The sequence below is a fragment of the Raoultibacter phocaeensis genome (assembly GCF_901411515.1).
Lineage (GTDB): Bacteria > Actinomycetota > Coriobacteriia > Coriobacteriales > Eggerthellaceae > Raoultibacter > Raoultibacter phocaeensis.
The window spans coordinates 217517-231765 of record NZ_CABDUX010000002.1; the positions used below are offsets into that span (position 1 = coordinate 217517).

The 14249-nt window shown below is 53.7% G+C and carries 13 protein-coding genes; 6 read left to right on the top strand and 7 right to left on the bottom strand.

What is annotated here, in order from left to right; genetic code table 11:
• Positions 1–104: 104 nt before the first annotated feature.
• The 5 genes from FJE54_RS16505 to guaA all read right to left on the bottom strand — a co-directional run bounded on the left by FJE54_RS16505 (position 105) and on the right by guaA (position 6186).
• A complete protein-coding gene (locus FJE54_RS16505) occupies positions 105–638 on the bottom strand; it encodes a hypothetical protein (RefSeq protein WP_139652428.1) in 534 nt (177 codons plus the stop codon).
• 52 nt (positions 639–690) lie between these two features.
• Positions 691–2466 carry a coiled-coil domain-containing protein gene (locus tag FJE54_RS08810; protein WP_139652429.1) on the bottom strand — a complete coding sequence of 592 codons (1776 nt, stop codon included), beginning with the start codon at positions 2464–2466 and terminating at the stop codon, positions 691–693.
• Complete coding sequence (locus FJE54_RS08815; RefSeq protein WP_139652430.1) at positions 2459–2908, bottom strand: hypothetical protein; 450 nt, start codon at positions 2906–2908, stop codon at positions 2459–2461. Before FJE54_RS08815 ends, FJE54_RS08810 begins: the two co-directional genes overlap by 8 nt.
• A gap of 1 nt (position 2909) precedes the next feature.
• Positions 2910–4028, bottom strand: a complete 1119-nt coding sequence (locus FJE54_RS08820; protein ID WP_139652431.1) for a hypothetical protein — start codon at positions 4026–4028, stop codon at positions 2910–2912.
• A gap of 562 nt (positions 4029–4590) precedes the next feature.
• Positions 4591–6186 carry a glutamine-hydrolyzing GMP synthase gene (gene guaA / locus FJE54_RS08825; protein ID WP_255467324.1) on the bottom strand — a complete coding sequence of 532 codons (1596 nt, stop codon included), beginning with the start codon at positions 6184–6186 and terminating at the stop codon, positions 4591–4593.
• 480 nt (positions 6187–6666) lie between these two features.
• On the opposite strand from guaA, the gene FJE54_RS08830 reads away from it, so the two are divergent.
• From FJE54_RS08830 to FJE54_RS08840, 3 genes are all read left to right on the top strand, one after another.
• A complete protein-coding gene (locus FJE54_RS08830) occupies positions 6667–7083 on the top strand; it encodes a helix-turn-helix domain-containing protein (protein ID WP_139652433.1) in 417 nt (138 codons plus the stop codon).
• A gap of 118 nt (positions 7084–7201) precedes the next feature.
• Positions 7202–7432 carry a hypothetical protein gene (locus FJE54_RS08835; RefSeq protein WP_139652434.1) on the top strand — a complete coding sequence of 77 codons (231 nt, stop codon included), beginning with the start codon at positions 7202–7204 and terminating at the stop codon, positions 7430–7432.
• Between the two features lie 15 nt (positions 7433–7447).
• The gene (locus tag FJE54_RS08840; RefSeq protein ID WP_139652435.1) at positions 7448–8383 is read left to right on the top strand and encodes an undecaprenyl-diphosphate phosphatase; all 936 of its coding nucleotides are present in this window, start codon (positions 7448–7450) and stop codon (positions 8381–8383) included.
• A gap of 138 nt (positions 8384–8521) precedes the next feature.
• On the opposite strand, the gene FJE54_RS08845 is transcribed toward FJE54_RS08840, so the two are convergent.
• The gene (locus FJE54_RS08845) at positions 8522–9994 is read right to left on the bottom strand and encodes a helix-turn-helix transcriptional regulator (RefSeq protein WP_139652436.1); all 1473 of its coding nucleotides are present in this window, start codon (positions 9992–9994) and stop codon (positions 8522–8524) included.
• A gap of 330 nt (positions 9995–10324) precedes the next feature.
• On the opposite strand from FJE54_RS08845, the gene FJE54_RS08850 reads away from it, so the two are divergent.
• The 3 genes from FJE54_RS08850 to aroF all read left to right on the top strand — a co-directional run bounded on the left by FJE54_RS08850 (position 10325) and on the right by aroF (position 13505).
• Positions 10325–12070 carry an FAD-binding protein gene (locus FJE54_RS08850; RefSeq protein ID WP_139652437.1) on the top strand — a complete coding sequence of 582 codons (1746 nt, stop codon included), beginning with the start codon at positions 10325–10327 and terminating at the stop codon, positions 12068–12070.
• A 356-nt stretch (positions 12071–12426) separates the two neighbouring features.
• Entirely contained in the window at positions 12427–12708 is a 282-nt protein-coding gene (locus FJE54_RS08855) for a chorismate mutase (RefSeq protein WP_102377582.1), read from the top strand.
• Positions 12705–13505 (top strand): 3-deoxy-7-phosphoheptulonate synthase, encoded by an 801-nt coding sequence (aroF, locus tag FJE54_RS08860; RefSeq protein WP_139652438.1) that lies wholly within the window; start codon positions 12705–12707, stop codon positions 13503–13505. The genes FJE54_RS08855 and aroF overlap by 4 nt, the downstream gene beginning before the upstream one ends.
• On the opposite strand, the gene FJE54_RS08865 is transcribed toward aroF, so the two are convergent.
• The gene (locus FJE54_RS08865) at positions 13429–14085 is read right to left on the bottom strand and encodes a DUF1016 N-terminal domain-containing protein (RefSeq protein WP_139652439.1); all 657 of its coding nucleotides are present in this window, start codon (positions 14083–14085) and stop codon (positions 13429–13431) included. The genes aroF and FJE54_RS08865 overlap by 77 nt on opposite strands.
• Between the last annotated feature and the right edge of the window lie 164 nt (positions 14086–14249).

Here is a 14249-nt window from a genome sequence, read left to right on the forward strand (position 1 = left end):
CCTGTCGTGCGCACCTGTCTATTGATGCGCCGAAAAAGGAACATTAGCATTGGGAGTAATTGGAAAAATGTCTTCAATAATTCTTCCAACCGAAAAACTAGCACTCAATGAGTTTGCGCGTGCGAAATCATGCATTTGCTCTGGAGCCATATAGCCGCGCGTTCAATAATTATTTCTAAAAAGATAAGTAACCCTATCGGAGTCAGAGCTGTCTTGGCGGTAGAGACCGAAATCCGCAATTGCGATGTCATGATTGGAGCTATAAAGAAGTTTTGCAGGTTTAAGATCGCGATGAGTGACGGTTTGACTGTGCATATATAAGAAACACCCGTAAGGATATTTGAGATCACTTGATATTGGTTTGCCGGATTATCGTACAGCTGAGGATTGATATCTACTAGGCTACAGGCATACAGCGGCATGGTGCAATAAACTTGATTCCCGTCATGTCCTTTGTCGAGTACTTTCACAATGAATGGATGATTCAAGCGTTCCGCAGTTCTTATCTCTTTGAAGGATATCTGTCGAGCCTCTTCGTCATTTGAGCTCAGGTACTTAATGGCAACTTCATTACCGCGAACATCATGGGTTCTATGGACGGTCCCCAAGCCTTCCCGCTGATCGCCAATTTTTTCCATATCTCAACTCTCAAATTGCCTTGCCATGTATAGGGTACACTTAATACTAGATTCATCCTTTAGTTCGACAAGCTATATTGTCTCGGACGGTGTCGCTTGGGGCTTGATAGAAGGGGTTAAAGCCAGTTTTTCCTCTGGTCGCTTCTTCAAGATTGATTGTATTGTCTGGTTGTAAATCCAGCTTTTCTTGATCTTCCTTGCCAAATAGAATTACCTGAATGTCTTCTTTGGAATAATCAACGTAAAGCTTGTTGAAGACAGCTCCAATGGCTTTCATATTTTCGTCATCAAACGGTTCTGCGATATTGTCTATTATTAGCACGGGAACAAGCGGGTACTCTTGGCTGGAGAGAAGAAAGATCAGAAATCCGAGATAGCCACAAAGTTGGATAAGCGTATGCCTCGCATGGCTTCCAGAATAATACCCCGTGGGTATTGAATTCTCTGAAAAATGAGGTTGAAGAATGTTACCACGTTTAAAGTATAAAATCGAAAAGTTTTGAAGACGTAAATCTTGTTCTACGAGTTTAGACACGCTGGCAGCGCTGAGATAAAAATCTGTTATCAGTGAAGATAATCGATTGATTCTTTCCTTATCATCGTTGTCGCGCAGTAGTCGCGCCTCTCTTTTTAATTCTAGCCGTTCGTTTTGCAATTCCTCAAGTTGCTCTGTGTCAAAGTTCTCGTCAAATTGAGAGAGATATTCTTTTGCTAGCATCAATGCTCTCGTTTTGTCTTCTATCGTGTATAGCTCGAATTTATTTTTGCTCAAAGTGAGCCTTTCTTGAAGAGCCTTCCTCTCCTTTTTCATTTTCTTCAAGGTGTTTGCCAAGGTTTCATCTTCAGCAAAAGAAAGACTGCTGCTAAGGTTGATTAAAACTTCATGTGTTGGCTCAATTAAATATGAACCCGAGGGATTGCTTTTGATGATTTGGGAGAACTCCTCAATCAGTGATTCTCGGTTGGCATTTTCTCGAAAAACCTGATCATAATCTGCAATTCTGTTTTCTAGCGTTTTGATTTGTTCTACAAGAGAGTCATATGCAAATTCTAATTCTGATTGAGTCTTCTCTTTTAGCTTTTTACCTCGAAGCTCGCCGTGCTCAACTCGGTGTATCTCGTCTTCGACCTGATCTTTGTTCCGCCCATTGAATGATATGGGGCATTTTAAGGTTGAAAGTTGTTTGTTTATCTGTGATTCGAGAAAACTGATTTCTCCTTGTTCGGCTTCGAGTCCTAATATGATCTCATCGATCGTCTTTAACCGTTTTTTTATCTCATGAAGCCTCACAAGGCTCATATTGAAAAAATAGTCGAGTAGAACGGGGAGTTTTATACGGTACTCTGTCTCGCTGCATTTATCGAAAAAATCATTCAGGATTCCGAATCTTTTTTGTCCAAGGAAATTGAACAATGTAAACGTCCTGAACGTGATGCGTTCCTCTGTGAAATCCCATAAGTTGCGCGTTGCAGTTTCCCCTTGACTCAGTAAATCGTTCAAGGAGGTTTTGTAGTCATCTAGCCTGTCGAAGGATTGTTTCCCGTTTTTAGACTCAATTGAAAAGTGTATATTATCGAGGTGTCTTTCTAGGGTATACTCGTCCTTGTTCAGGCGAAACCGAAGCTTCGCAGCTCTTAGTGTGCCTGCATACCAAAGGCGTAGGGAGATGTCTTCAAATTTTTTTCCGAGCATGTAGTCAAGAAAAAGATAGAATTCCGTTTTCCCGGTATCATTTGATCCTTGAATATAGTTTAGCCCGGGCTTGAATTCGTAAGAGAAGTTCTTTCCATCATAGCTGTATAGGGCGAGTTCGGTAAAACTAAACATTCTTTATTACCTCTTTTATAAAAATGGAGTCTTCTATCTCTTTGCTTGCTTCAATTACTTTTTTTGAAAACAGATCAATGTCTCCAGAATAATCGCGCCCTTCTTCATCTAGGGTGGATGCTCGATTGCCCTCTATACGAACCAGATTTGCATCTCGCAGTATCTCAAGCGAGAGGACAATATATCGTAAGTCTTTTCGCATCGCATCAATTGACCCAGAGGCTTCCAATGCCATCTTGGCAACCATGTGCCTGCTTTGTTTGCCGTCGAACAAGGAGTGAGGATTGACTCCGCGCCTCTTGATAAAATAGGCTAAGAATATAAGCTTTGATATGCTCAGTTCTCCAGAAACACTTAATATAGCTAATAGTTTACGGCAATAGATGCTGCCGAGGACGACTGCGAGGTCGGCCTGTACTTTTCGACTAAGATCTATGTACATTTTAGTCATCCTTCCATGAAACCAAATGATCGGGGTCGGTATCGCTCTTGGTCAGGAAGATGCATGAGCCCCACTTTTCGTGACTGTTGCATGAATAGGAGTTAGGCCTTGATTTTGTGTCTCTGAGTCTTTTTCCTGGGGTATCGGTTCCCGAGTCAACAAGGTCCGCTCGTACATCTCGAAAATTAGCATAGGTTTCGTCAAGAAGACCGTCTATATGCGCAACAGAATTCTGCTCCAGATGGAAAAACCTGATATGTTCGTAGTATTTCAAGTAATGCAAGTGATCAATTATCTCACGATCGCTGTTGCAGCTATAACCCAACTGCTCAACTTCTCTCAAACCATTTTCGACATATAGATTAATTGGATGAGTGTTCCTATATGTAATGAATTTGGGCTCATAACGGGTGGGGCAAATGGCCGCAACTATCTCATCGCAGTTTTTCATGAGCTGTTGATGGGTGTAAACGAAAGGCTTCTTTTGTTCAATGGATCGTGCAACTTCGCATAATATTGTGTTCTTGAGTTCTTCAACTCGCTGTTCGTAAAAGAAATTGGAAACTCCGCCCTTATGAAATGGGGTGGAGAGGTCTCTATAAATTAGCTCGTCAATATCGGATATTAGTTCAAGTTGATAGTGTTCTTTGATGTAAGCGTAGTCGGTCAATAAAGACCCTTCGTCATTTTCATATAAAGTTGCAACGCGGTTGCATAGAGCCAAAGGGCTTTTTTTCGTTGGTTCAAAAATTGTTTTCAATAATGCAGGATCGTCCATTACAAAAGCTTTATCCGAAAAGGAGTATCCGGTTTGTTGGGCAATTGTGAATTTTTCGATTCCTGAGCATGTTCGTATTGCGATTAGCCAGTTAAGTAGTATGCGATATCCAGTTGCTTGGGATATGTTGGCTTTTTTAACCTGCACCGCCACGTATGATCCATCAGAGTTTTGATGCAATCCCAAATACTCGTCTTTTTCGGAGAATTCTTTTATCGAAACGTCATCAATGTCTTCATACCCTATTGCTTGACCATCATCCAGCAGAGATGCCTTCCATGTGAAATATCTCATTTGGAAAACAAATCCGGCTTGACTTTCTATTCCTGGGTTAGTGCTCAAACAGGTCTCGAATCGATCGATGTATTTATGCTGGTCAAATTATAGCTTGAATAGATAGAATTTCAAAATACCTAATGAGGGGCGCGCGTTATTGTGGGTTAAAGGGTGTGCATCATTATGCAATTACTTAATGAAATGAAGTTATCGATAGAGTTAAATTAACTCGACTTGTGAGCATCAAAAAAGCGTCTTGTTTCAAAAGATCGCCGTCGTCGGCAACGGGTTGATGTTCGAGCGCTTGCGTAACTTGTTGGGCGAGATCAAGGCAGAGCTTCGATGGGTCAACAACGCTAGCGAGCTTGACGCCGTTTTGCTTTAACCGCTTCAAACGGTAGAAGAGATTTTGGCAGCCTTTGAAGTGGCCTAAAGCATTTACCAGCCACCCACTACCTCATACATAGGCAAAACGATAGCAGCCCTTCAGGATAAGAATGGCTGCCATACTATCTGCTTATGGCCAGCATCTTTCATGTCGTCACTCCGAAATTACCCCTAAAGCAGTACGACCAGTTGAGAAATAAACCTTGAACAGCATAAATGTCAGGACTAAAACCTTTCCTGCCTATTCCCACTCGATCGTCGCAGGCGGCTTGCTCGTGATGTCGTACGCTACCCGGTTCACGCCCGGGACCTCGGCGACGATCCTGCTCGAGATCCTCCCGAGAACTTCGTAGGGCAGCTTCGCCCAATCGGCCGTCATGGCGTCGCTCGACTCGACGGCGCGCAGGATGATGGGGTAGGCGTAGGTGCGCTCGTCGCCCATGACGCCGACGCTCTTCACGTCGGGGAGCACGGCGAAGTACTGCCACACGCTGCGCTCGGAGTTGCGCTCGCCGGTCTCCTCGAGCACCTGCGCGTTGTAGGCGTCGAGCTCCTCGCGCACGATCGCGTCGGCGCCTTTAAGGATCGAGAGCTTCTCGAGCGTCACGGTGCCGATGATGCGGATGGCGAGCCCCGGGCCGGGGAAGGGCTGGCGGTGCACGATGTGGTCGGGCAGCCCGAGCGCCGTCCCCAGCGCCCGCACCTCGTCCTTGAAGAAGCGGTCCAGAGGCTCGATGAGGTCGAAGTGCACGCCCTCGGGGAAGGGGATCAGGTTGTGGTGGCTCTTGATGGTGGACGCCTTGCCGCCCGTCTTGCGCGCGCCGCTCTCGATGATGTCGGGATAGATGGTGCCCTGAGCCAAAAACTGCACTCCGTCGAGATCCTGCGCGACGGTGAAGAATTCCTTCCAGAACTGCGACCCGATGATGCGGCGCTTCTCTTCGGGCTCAACCACGTCGGCGAGCAAGGCCGCATAGCGATCCTCGGCATGCACGTGCACGAAATCCACGTCGAACTGGCGGGTGAACACTTCCTCGACCTCTTCGGGCTCGTTCTTGCGCAGAAGCCCGTGGTTCACGAACACGCAGGTGAGCTGCCGGCCGATCGCGCGGGCGCACAGCGCCGCCACTACGCTCGAATCCACACCGCCTGAGAGGCCGAGGATCACGCGCTTGTCGCCCACTTGCTCGCGGATGGCGGCAACCGACTCTTCGATGATGCTGCCCATGGTCCACGTGGGCTCAAGGCCGCAGATTTTGAACAGGAAGTTCTCGAGCATGGCGTTTCCGCATTCGGTGTGGCGCACTTCGGGGTGGAACTGCGTCGCAAACAGCTTCGCTTCTGCGTTCTCCATAGATGCCACAGGGCAGGTGGAAGTCGACGAGGTTACCGTGAAGCCCTCGGGTACGGCAGTCACGGCGTCGCGGTGGCTCATCCAGACGGTCTGCGTCTCAGGCGTCCCGTCTAGCAGCTCGGATGATCCGCTGCGCGCAATCTCGGCAGGACCGTATTCACCCGCGTCGGTATGGCCGACGGTACCGCCGAGCGCGACGGCCATCGCCTGCTGCCCGTAACAGAAACCGAGAACGGGAATGCCGAGCTTCAGTATCTCGGGGTCCAGCGTGGGAGCATCTTTTGCATACACGCTCGCAGGGCCGCCCGATAAGATGATAGCCGAGGGGTTTTCGGCGCTCATCTCTTCGGCGGATATGTCGCAGGGCGCGATTTCGGAATACACGTGCAGATCACGCACGCGGCGAGCGATGAGCTGGCCGTACTGGGCTCCGAAATCGACGACGACGACTTTCTGATCGGGCGAGGGTGTTGCTTGCGTCACGGGTGCTCCTAGTCTGTTTGCTCGGGAGCACGTTGGCGGATCGGATGCTGCGGATCGGGCGGCTGCCGAAACGTGTCCCTGTAAGGTATCAGCACTATAGTACATGAACGTTTCAGGCTCGTTTCATTGGGCGCACAAGCATCACGTCGTTTCCTTTTCAGGACGCGTACCCCAACGCTTCGCCGCACGGAGAAATCGCTCGTATGCGAGTACGGGCAGTCCAAAACCAGGTGCAAACAGAAGGATGCGAACTCGCAGGGCGTGAGGGCGCCATCCCGCAGAAAAGCAACCGACTCGCAGAGCGCAGATGAATTCGCCCTAAAAGCACCGGCTTGGCAAGCGAGTTTTCGCAGGTACGTATGAGGTAAACCAAAGGTCTACTCGACTCAACTGACGTTCGGTAGAATGCGCAAGAGGAAAGCGATACGATGCGACCGCTATGCGAAGAGAAGTGACAACGTGAAACCGAGGAATGAATCCATGACTACCCAAACGCTTGGAGCGATGATCGCATCGCTGAGGAAAGAACACGGAATGACCCAGCTCGAGCTGGCAGAGAAGATGGGCGTGACCGATAAGGCCGTCTCAAAGTGGGAGCGGGACGTGTCGTGTCCGGATATCAACCTGCTGCCGAAGCTTGCAGAAGCGTTCGGCGTGTCGGTCGATCAACTTATGCGAGTCAAGTCGAAATCGCAGACGGGCGGCATCCGAAAGGAGGAGGTAGATCGCATCATCCCGCTCGTGTTCAGGGCGATCGCTTTGGCGATGGGGGTGGCCGTGCTCGTGCTGTCGATCTTGAGGTCGCTCGATATGTACACGGGATTCAGCCTGCTGGGCATTGGCTTGGTGTGCGTGGGGATTTCGCTCTTCTCGGAGAAGGATACTACTTCAGAATAACGGCATTCGTTTCGGTTGGATTCGGTAAGCAGCGTAACCGGTCTGAAGTCCTTTCAACCAGGATGACATCATGGTGTATTTTTCGCAGCATGCGAGGTCGTCGTGTACAATGCAGCGCATGGACAAAAAGCGAGTGGAAATAGATGAAGAGAAGCGCAAGGACTTGCACGAGTCCTTCAACAACCGCATCTCGTACGTGTGCAAGCTCGTGGCGCTCGTTATCGCCGTTGTCGCGTTCGGGTCGGTCATCCTCGGACAGGATGACAAGACGTTCGTCATCCTGGGATTGTGCGTCTCGGTCGCCCTGCTCGCCATCGCATCGCTGCAAGACAACCACGGCAAAAGGTAAAAGGTACCCAACCCTATGATTATCGAAGCGCTCAAGGCCTTCCTCATCGGCATCGTCGAGGGCATCACCGAATGGCTTCCCATCTCTTCGACCGGTCACATGATCCTCGTCGACGAATTCGTCAAATTGCAGGTGTCGGACGAATTCCTCGCCCTGTTCCTTGTGGTTATCCAGATTGGCGCCATCCTTGCCGTGCTCATCCTGTACTTCCACAAGCTCAATCCTTTCTCACCGCGCAAGAGCGCGACTGAGAAGAAGAGCACGTGGAGGCTGTGGGGGATGGTAGTCATCGGCTGCATTCCCGCCGCCATCTTCGGTTTCGCACTCGACGATTGGGTGAACGAGCATTTTTACAACAAGGTCGTCGTGGCGGCGATGCTCATTCTGTACGGCATCATCTTCATCGTGCTCGAGCGCCGCAACCGCAAGCGTCTGCGCCAGGCCGAGGCCATGGTCGCCGCGCCGCGCGGCCGCCATGCGCGCATCGAAGAGGGCGATGCGGGGGATGCGGCCGAAGAGGCCCTCTTCAAGGTGACCGATGTCGACGACATCGATTGGAAGACGGCGCTCAAGATCGGGTTGTTCCAAGTGCTCGCCATCATCCCCGGCACGAGCCGCTCGGGTGCCACTATCATTGGCGGCATGCTCTGCGGCTGCTCGCGCACCGCAGCGGCGGAGTTTACGTTTTTCCTGGCCATTCCCGTCATGCTCGGGTGGGGCCTCGTGAAGGTGGTCAAGTTCGTGCTTGCTGGTCTCGCGATGACGCAAGTGGAGATAGTCGTGCTCGCAGTGGGCATCGTGACTGCGTTCGCCATGTCCATCGTGGCCATCCGCTTCCTTATGGGCTACATCAAGAAGAACGACTTCACGGCGTTCGGTTGGTATCGCATCGTTGTGGGCGTGCTCGTGCTCGGGTACTTCTTCTTCGAGTCGATGGGTATGCTGCCGTAGGGCTGTTGCTCGGCAAACCTTCGGTGCCGTTTCCTATCCCGTGCAGCCTTTTGATTGTGCGCCTCGCGAGCGGTTTACGGCTGTACATCTATTTGATCAGGCGCGATGTAATCTCTGTTCGGACTCGGTGCTCAGCGCTCAGTACGTTTCCACCATGTCGATGAGCTCTTGTTGGGAGTGTAGATCCATCTTTTGGTAGATGTGCTTGATGTGCGTCTTGATGGTGTTGCGCGAGATGATGAGTTCCTCTTCGATGAAGGGCACGTTGCGCCCTTTCGCCAGCAGATTGAATACGTCGGTTTCGCGTTCGGTCAGAGCGAACCGCTCGGCGATGCGGGCGCATTGTGCTTCGATGGCGTCCGTCTGTTCGCTACCAGGATCTTCGATTCGCTCGAATACGGGTACGGCTTCAACGCCTTCGATGGTCTTTTCAAAGCTGAACGTGCGCAGAACGAGCAAGTTAAACGCCGAAAACGCAAGAACGACGAGCACGACGGTACCGGGAACCAGTATGGGGTCGGCAATCAAAAGTCCGTTCGTCAAGTGACCGAGCGACGTGCCGACGAGCGTACCCGCGCTTGTCGCAAACTGGCCCCATGCGAAAATGGGCAGCGCGTGGAGCGGGTTGCGTCTGCCTATTGCGGCGAGCGCATAGTATACGAGCACCGAGAAGCAGTCGGCGCCTGCGGCTAGCAGCACGTTGGGTGCAGGCGTACCCGAGAGCTGCGGTACGAGCACGCTCAAAAATCCCGCAAGAACGAACAAGCTTGCCACTTGGTACAAGATGTCGGCTGGTGCCGCTCTTCCTGCGATGAAAGCTTGCAGTGCCACGACGGCGAGGGGAAGAAACGCCAGGATGGTAAAGGGCGGGACCCCCTCCGAAACGCCGAACATGAGCGAGAAGCCATAAGCGATGCGGAAGATGAAAAACGAAATGAACAGGATGTGCGAATAGGATAGGAACGACCGCGGTTCGGTGAGGGCGAGGGTTGCCGCAGAAGGGTTCGAGCGGATGCGGTTGAGTATTTCGGAAGCGAGCGGATACGCAAGTGCGAGCGTGACAAGCGGTGCGAGCGCGAACGAAGCGATGCCGAAGCCGTCGGGAAGCGCGACGAACACGCCGCGCATGAGGTAGGCGAGCGCGAGGCTTCCCGCGATGCATACCGCCGATGCCCTCGTTTCGAGGGAGATGAGCGTGATGCAGGCGTATATCGATATGAGCCCCCTCCCCGGACTCATGAGAAAGCCGCCGCATGCGAGCAAAGCGGGGTTTTCGGTGAGCAGGCCCATCGCGATGAGCGAAAGTCCGACTGCGAGGAGCGCCACCGCTAGCGCGGCAAGCCTGTCTGGTCTGAAAAGAGTCGGCCTGAGCGAGGAGGCAACGGCGACCGTGAGGTATACGCAGCACGAGCCGAGCGTGGCGAACTCGCGGGCCATTCCGTACACGAGCGTGAAGCGGGGGAAGATGTACTGATTGAGCAACCATGTTCCCAGAAACACGAGCATGAGCGCACCGAACGTGCGAATCCACCGCGCGTTCGCGATTTCGGCGACGAAATGCGTGCTGTCTGATGGATTGCTTTCGCGTGCCTCGGCCTCATGAGAGCTCATGGTTCCCCCTTCCAAAAGCCCTAGTATAAAGCAAGTGCGCACACCGCGGTACGTCGCTGTATTTCACGTGTCGCGCTGCTGGCTCCGAAATACTGTTTTGGCAAGCGAAGCCCCCCGGTTCTTTTACTTGCCATCGAGATAGGCATCCTCAAACGCTCTTTGATCAGGACAAATAAAAATCTCCCCTCGTCTGGGTGATGGCGGATTCGGCTTCGATTCCATAATGAACGCCATCGGGAGCTCGTGTGGGCAGCGAAACGCCGGGCTTCCGCGGCAAGGATCGGCGCCGCATCGGGCGCGCGCCGGAAACGTGAAAGGGAGATCGAGGATATGGGAATCAAAGCGAACAGCGGCATCTCTCGCCGCAACTTCATCGGACTTGCGGGCATCGCGGGCGTCGGTGCGGTAGCCGGGCTTGCGGGATGCTCGCCGCAGCAAAGCGGATCGGGATCGGGTACGGCAGCTCAGGCGGCCGAGGGTGCATCGAGTGCTGCGGCGGCTGCGGGTGGTCAGGCTGACTGGCTCGGCAGCGCACCCGATATCGCCGAGGGCGACATCGTCGAGACGAAGTCTACCGACGTCCTCATCGTGGGTGCGGGCAACGGCGGCATGATGGCGGCTGCAACGGCTACCGACGAAGGTGTCGATTTCATCATCTGCGAGAAGAACGAGAAACCCCAGAGCACGCGTCACTGGATCGGCGCGGTCGACACCGCCCAGCAGAAGGCCGCGGGCGTCGAGATCAACCATGGCGAGCTGTTGAACGAGCTCGCACGCTACGCGTCCTACAAGTGCGACATGGACGTGTGGAAGGTGTGGATCAACGAATCTGCCGAGATGCTCGCCTACCTTGATCCGATCATGGAGGCCTCGCTCGGCCTTACGGCGACGGTCGACACCGAGAAGTTCGACAAGCAGCTCCATTACACGCCGATGGTGCAGCATATGTATCTCGAGGATCCCGCGCTCGGCACGCGACCCGAAAAGGAGCGCAACGAGGTGCTCTACGAGTACATTCAAAGCAAAGGGCAGGACATCGCGTTCAAGCACAAGCTGGTCAAGCTCGTCCGCGAGGGTGAGACCGAGGGCCGCGTGACCGGTGCCATTTTCGAAACCGACAACGGCTACGTGCAGATCAATGCAAACAAAGGTGTGCTCTTGACAACCGGTGGTTACGCGGGCAATGCCGTCATGACCAAGGCGCTCGCACCCATCGTGCCCCAGTGCACCACTACGGCGAACAACACCCCCTCCTGCGACGGCTCGGGCATCAAGGCGGCCCTCTGGGCGGGTGCGAAGATGGATACGCAGCCGGCTCCCATGCTGTTCGCCCGCGGTGCGGTGGCACCGGGCGTCGATGCTGGCTATACGGGTGAAGGCGAAGACGCGGCGCTTCCGGGCAACGTGTTCCAATCTAATGTGGGCACGCAGCCGTTCATGAAGGTCGACCGTTTGGGCAAGCGCTTTGTGAACGAATCGTCTCCCTACGAGGCCGTGTGCTTCGCTTCGGCCAATCGTCCCGGCGGCGTGTGGTGCGAGGTGTGGGACGGCAATATCGTCGAAGACGTCGAGCGCTTTTCCACCGTGGGCTGCTCGAAGGGCATCGCCCAGCAGTTCGCCGCAGGCGTTACACCCGATGAGATGTTCGCGAAGCAGATCGAAGGCGGAACCGTGTTCAAGGCCGACACGATCGACGAGCTCGCCGACCTGCTCGGTTTCGAGGGCAAAGCCAAGGATACCTTCCTTGCGCAAGTCGACCGTTACAACGAACTGTTCGACAAGCAGAGTGACGACGATTTCGGTAAGGAAGCATTTCGCCTCTCCGAGCTGCGCACGCCCCCGTTCTACGGCGGTTGGTTCGGAGCCTGCTATCTCACTACGGTCGACGGAATTAAGATCGACCCCGACATGCGTGCCCTCGACGAGAACGAAGAGGTCATTGAAGGCCTGTTCTGCGCTGGCGACTGCTCGGGTAGCCTCTACGCGGACAACTATCCCGAGTACATCATCGGATGCGCGTGCGGCCGTACCCTCACCTTCTCGCGCCATGCGGTGAAGTACATGATGGAGCACTAGCTCCCCGCTGCTTGGCGGCTTGTGCGGCCGTCGGGCAGGGGTCGCGGTGCGGTTCGAGCACCCGCTTCCGCATTGTGCGCGGAGGCGGGTGTTTCCTTGTGGGCCTACGGGGCTTTCGGGCGTCTGCGGTCGCGCGAGCGTTTCGCGCCGTTCCGAGCGCACGCAGAGCGGCGGCCGGGTGTTTCCTCATCGCGAACTTCTCCGTGAACTTTTCTCCATCCGCCCTGTGCGCTGCATGGCTTTTGCTATCATGATGCCCACACGAGGGCGCCTGTCTGCCTCGGCACCGCTTCAAGCACCGCCGCACCGAAGCGCCATGCTCGTTACCGTTTTTTGTGAATCTGAAAGGAAAGCCGATGTCTGAAGAAAACAGCGTACTCGCGCAAATCCAAGAACATCGTGCGAAGATCGATGAGATCGATCGCGAAATAGTCTCGCTGCTGAACAAGCGCGCGGGGCATTCGCTGGTCATCCGTGGTCTCAAGCCCGGTGCTCATCTGGGCTTGTATGACGCGAGACGAGAAGAGGAAATCTTCGAGCGGGTCGACGGCTATAACGAGGGACCCTTGTATAACGAGAACCTGCGTGAAATATATGCCAGCATCCTCAAGGTTATGAAGGAGACCCCGTCAGTATGAACGAGCAGATAGCAACCAAACTGCCGGATTACGGAACGCGCTCTGACGAGATCACTATCTTCGCCGGCCCGTGTTCCGTTGAATCCGAAGAACAATTCGACGAAGTGGCCGAATGCATTGCGGCCCTCGGCCTTACCTGGGTCCGTGGCGGGGCGTTCAAGCCGCGCACCAACCCGCACTCGTTCCAGGGCCTGGGCGAGGAAGCGCTTCAGATCATGAAAGCATCGGGCGAGAAGTGGGGCCTTAAAACCCTCACCGAGGTGATGGATTCCGCGCACTGCGAGCTCGTGCACTCCTACGTGGACGGCTTGCAGGTAGGTGCGCGTAACTTCCAGAACTTCAGCTTGCTGAAGAACATAGGAATCGTTACGGCCGAATCGCACAAGATGGTGCTCTACAAGCGCGGATTCGCCGGCACCATCGCCGAATGGCTTGCTGCCACCGACTACCTGACCGCCGAGGGCAACGACAACGTGGTTCTGTGCGAGCGCGGCATCCGCACGTTTGAGACGGCTACGCGCTTCACGCTCGATATCTCGGCTGTGCCCGTGATCCATAAGCAGAGCCTCTATCCGGTGTGCGTGGACGTGTCGCATCCCGCAGGCGTACGCGATCTCGTGCCGTCGCTTGCGAAGGCTGCCGTTGCTGTTGGATGCGATTCGATCATGATCGAGGTGCATCCCAACCCGCCCAAGGCTCTTTCCGACGGCCCGCAGCAGCTCACGCCCGCCCAGTTCGTCGATCTGGTGGCGGAACTCCGCGAGATCGCAGCGGTGTTCGGCAAGAAGATCGTGTAGGGTCCGGCGAAAATCGAATCGCGTAGCGTGCCGTCTCGGGATTGCGAGGCGGCACGTTTGCGTTGGGGGTTGTACAGGGCATGCGCCCGTTTTCCCATAAACTCCGCTCGCGAGGCTTCGAGCAATTCGGAACGCAGTGCTCATAATACGATGAGTGTATCTGACGTTCGAGCTGACGCGAGCTCCATCCCTCGTTGGCGGCTTCGTTCATATAGAAATGCCGCTTTTTTTCATCTGCTAGGCGTATGATCAGGCGATAGTGAGTCCAGATCAATTGTGCACGCAGTGCGTGCGGAATTCGAAAAGCAAGATAAAACTGACGTATCGCTTGTAGGTTCCTTTCGGTAAACCCCTTCCCGAATTCCTCCGTTAAGCGCCCAGACAGATACTTCATAAGCCGCTTGCCGTATTCCGCGCGCTCGCCTTGGGCTTCGACGATTTGTCGGCCGATTTCCCAATACGCAATAACTATGGCTTCGTTCACGGCTATACGAGTTTTGCGGCGTGCCTCTTCAAGGGTTTCTCGGATGCTCTTGTAGATTGATGGATCGAACTCTGGCGACGTAAGCGGAACGCTCATGACAGCCTCCTTCTCAAGAAGCGGCTGTCTTCCGTACAAGAGTTAGGGACTTCCCAACCAAGAACATTTGTTCTATTATAATGACGAACGGAAACCGTGTAAAGAAGTTCGGCGGAAAAACAAGGAAGTCGCCCAAGAAGCGGTAGAATACACCTTCTGACTAC

Coding starts and splice junctions, on each gene's coding strand:
- FJE54_RS16505 (WP_139652428.1), bottom strand. CDS start 638: ATGGAAAAAATTGGCGATCAGCGGGAAGGCTTGGGGACCGTCCATAGA.
- aroF (WP_139652438.1), top strand. CDS start 12,705: ATGAACGAGCAGATAGCAACCAAACTGCCGGATTACGGAACGCGCTCT.
- FJE54_RS08835 (WP_139652434.1), top strand. CDS start 7,202: ATGGACAAAAAGCGAGTGGAAATAGATGAAGAGAAGCGCAAGGACTTG.
- FJE54_RS08830 (WP_139652433.1), top strand. CDS start 6,667: ATGACTACCCAAACGCTTGGAGCGATGATCGCATCGCTGAGGAAAGAA.
- FJE54_RS08855 (WP_102377582.1), top strand. CDS start 12,427: ATGTCTGAAGAAAACAGCGTACTCGCGCAAATCCAAGAACATCGTGCG.
- FJE54_RS08815 (WP_139652430.1), bottom strand. CDS start 2,908: ATGTACATAGATCTTAGTCGAAAAGTACAGGCCGACCTCGCAGTCGTC.
- FJE54_RS08810 (WP_139652429.1), bottom strand. CDS start 2,466: ATGTTTAGTTTTACCGAACTCGCCCTATACAGCTATGATGGAAAGAAC.
- FJE54_RS08845 (WP_139652436.1), bottom strand. CDS start 9,994: ATGAGCTCTCATGAGGCCGAGGCACGCGAAAGCAATCCATCAGACAGC.
- FJE54_RS08865 (WP_139652439.1), bottom strand. CDS start 14,085: ATGAGCGTTCCGCTTACGTCGCCAGAGTTCGATCCATCAATCTACAAG.
- FJE54_RS08840 (WP_139652435.1), top strand. CDS start 7,448: ATGATTATCGAAGCGCTCAAGGCCTTCCTCATCGGCATCGTCGAGGGC.
- FJE54_RS08850 (WP_139652437.1), top strand. CDS start 10,325: ATGGGAATCAAAGCGAACAGCGGCATCTCTCGCCGCAACTTCATCGGA.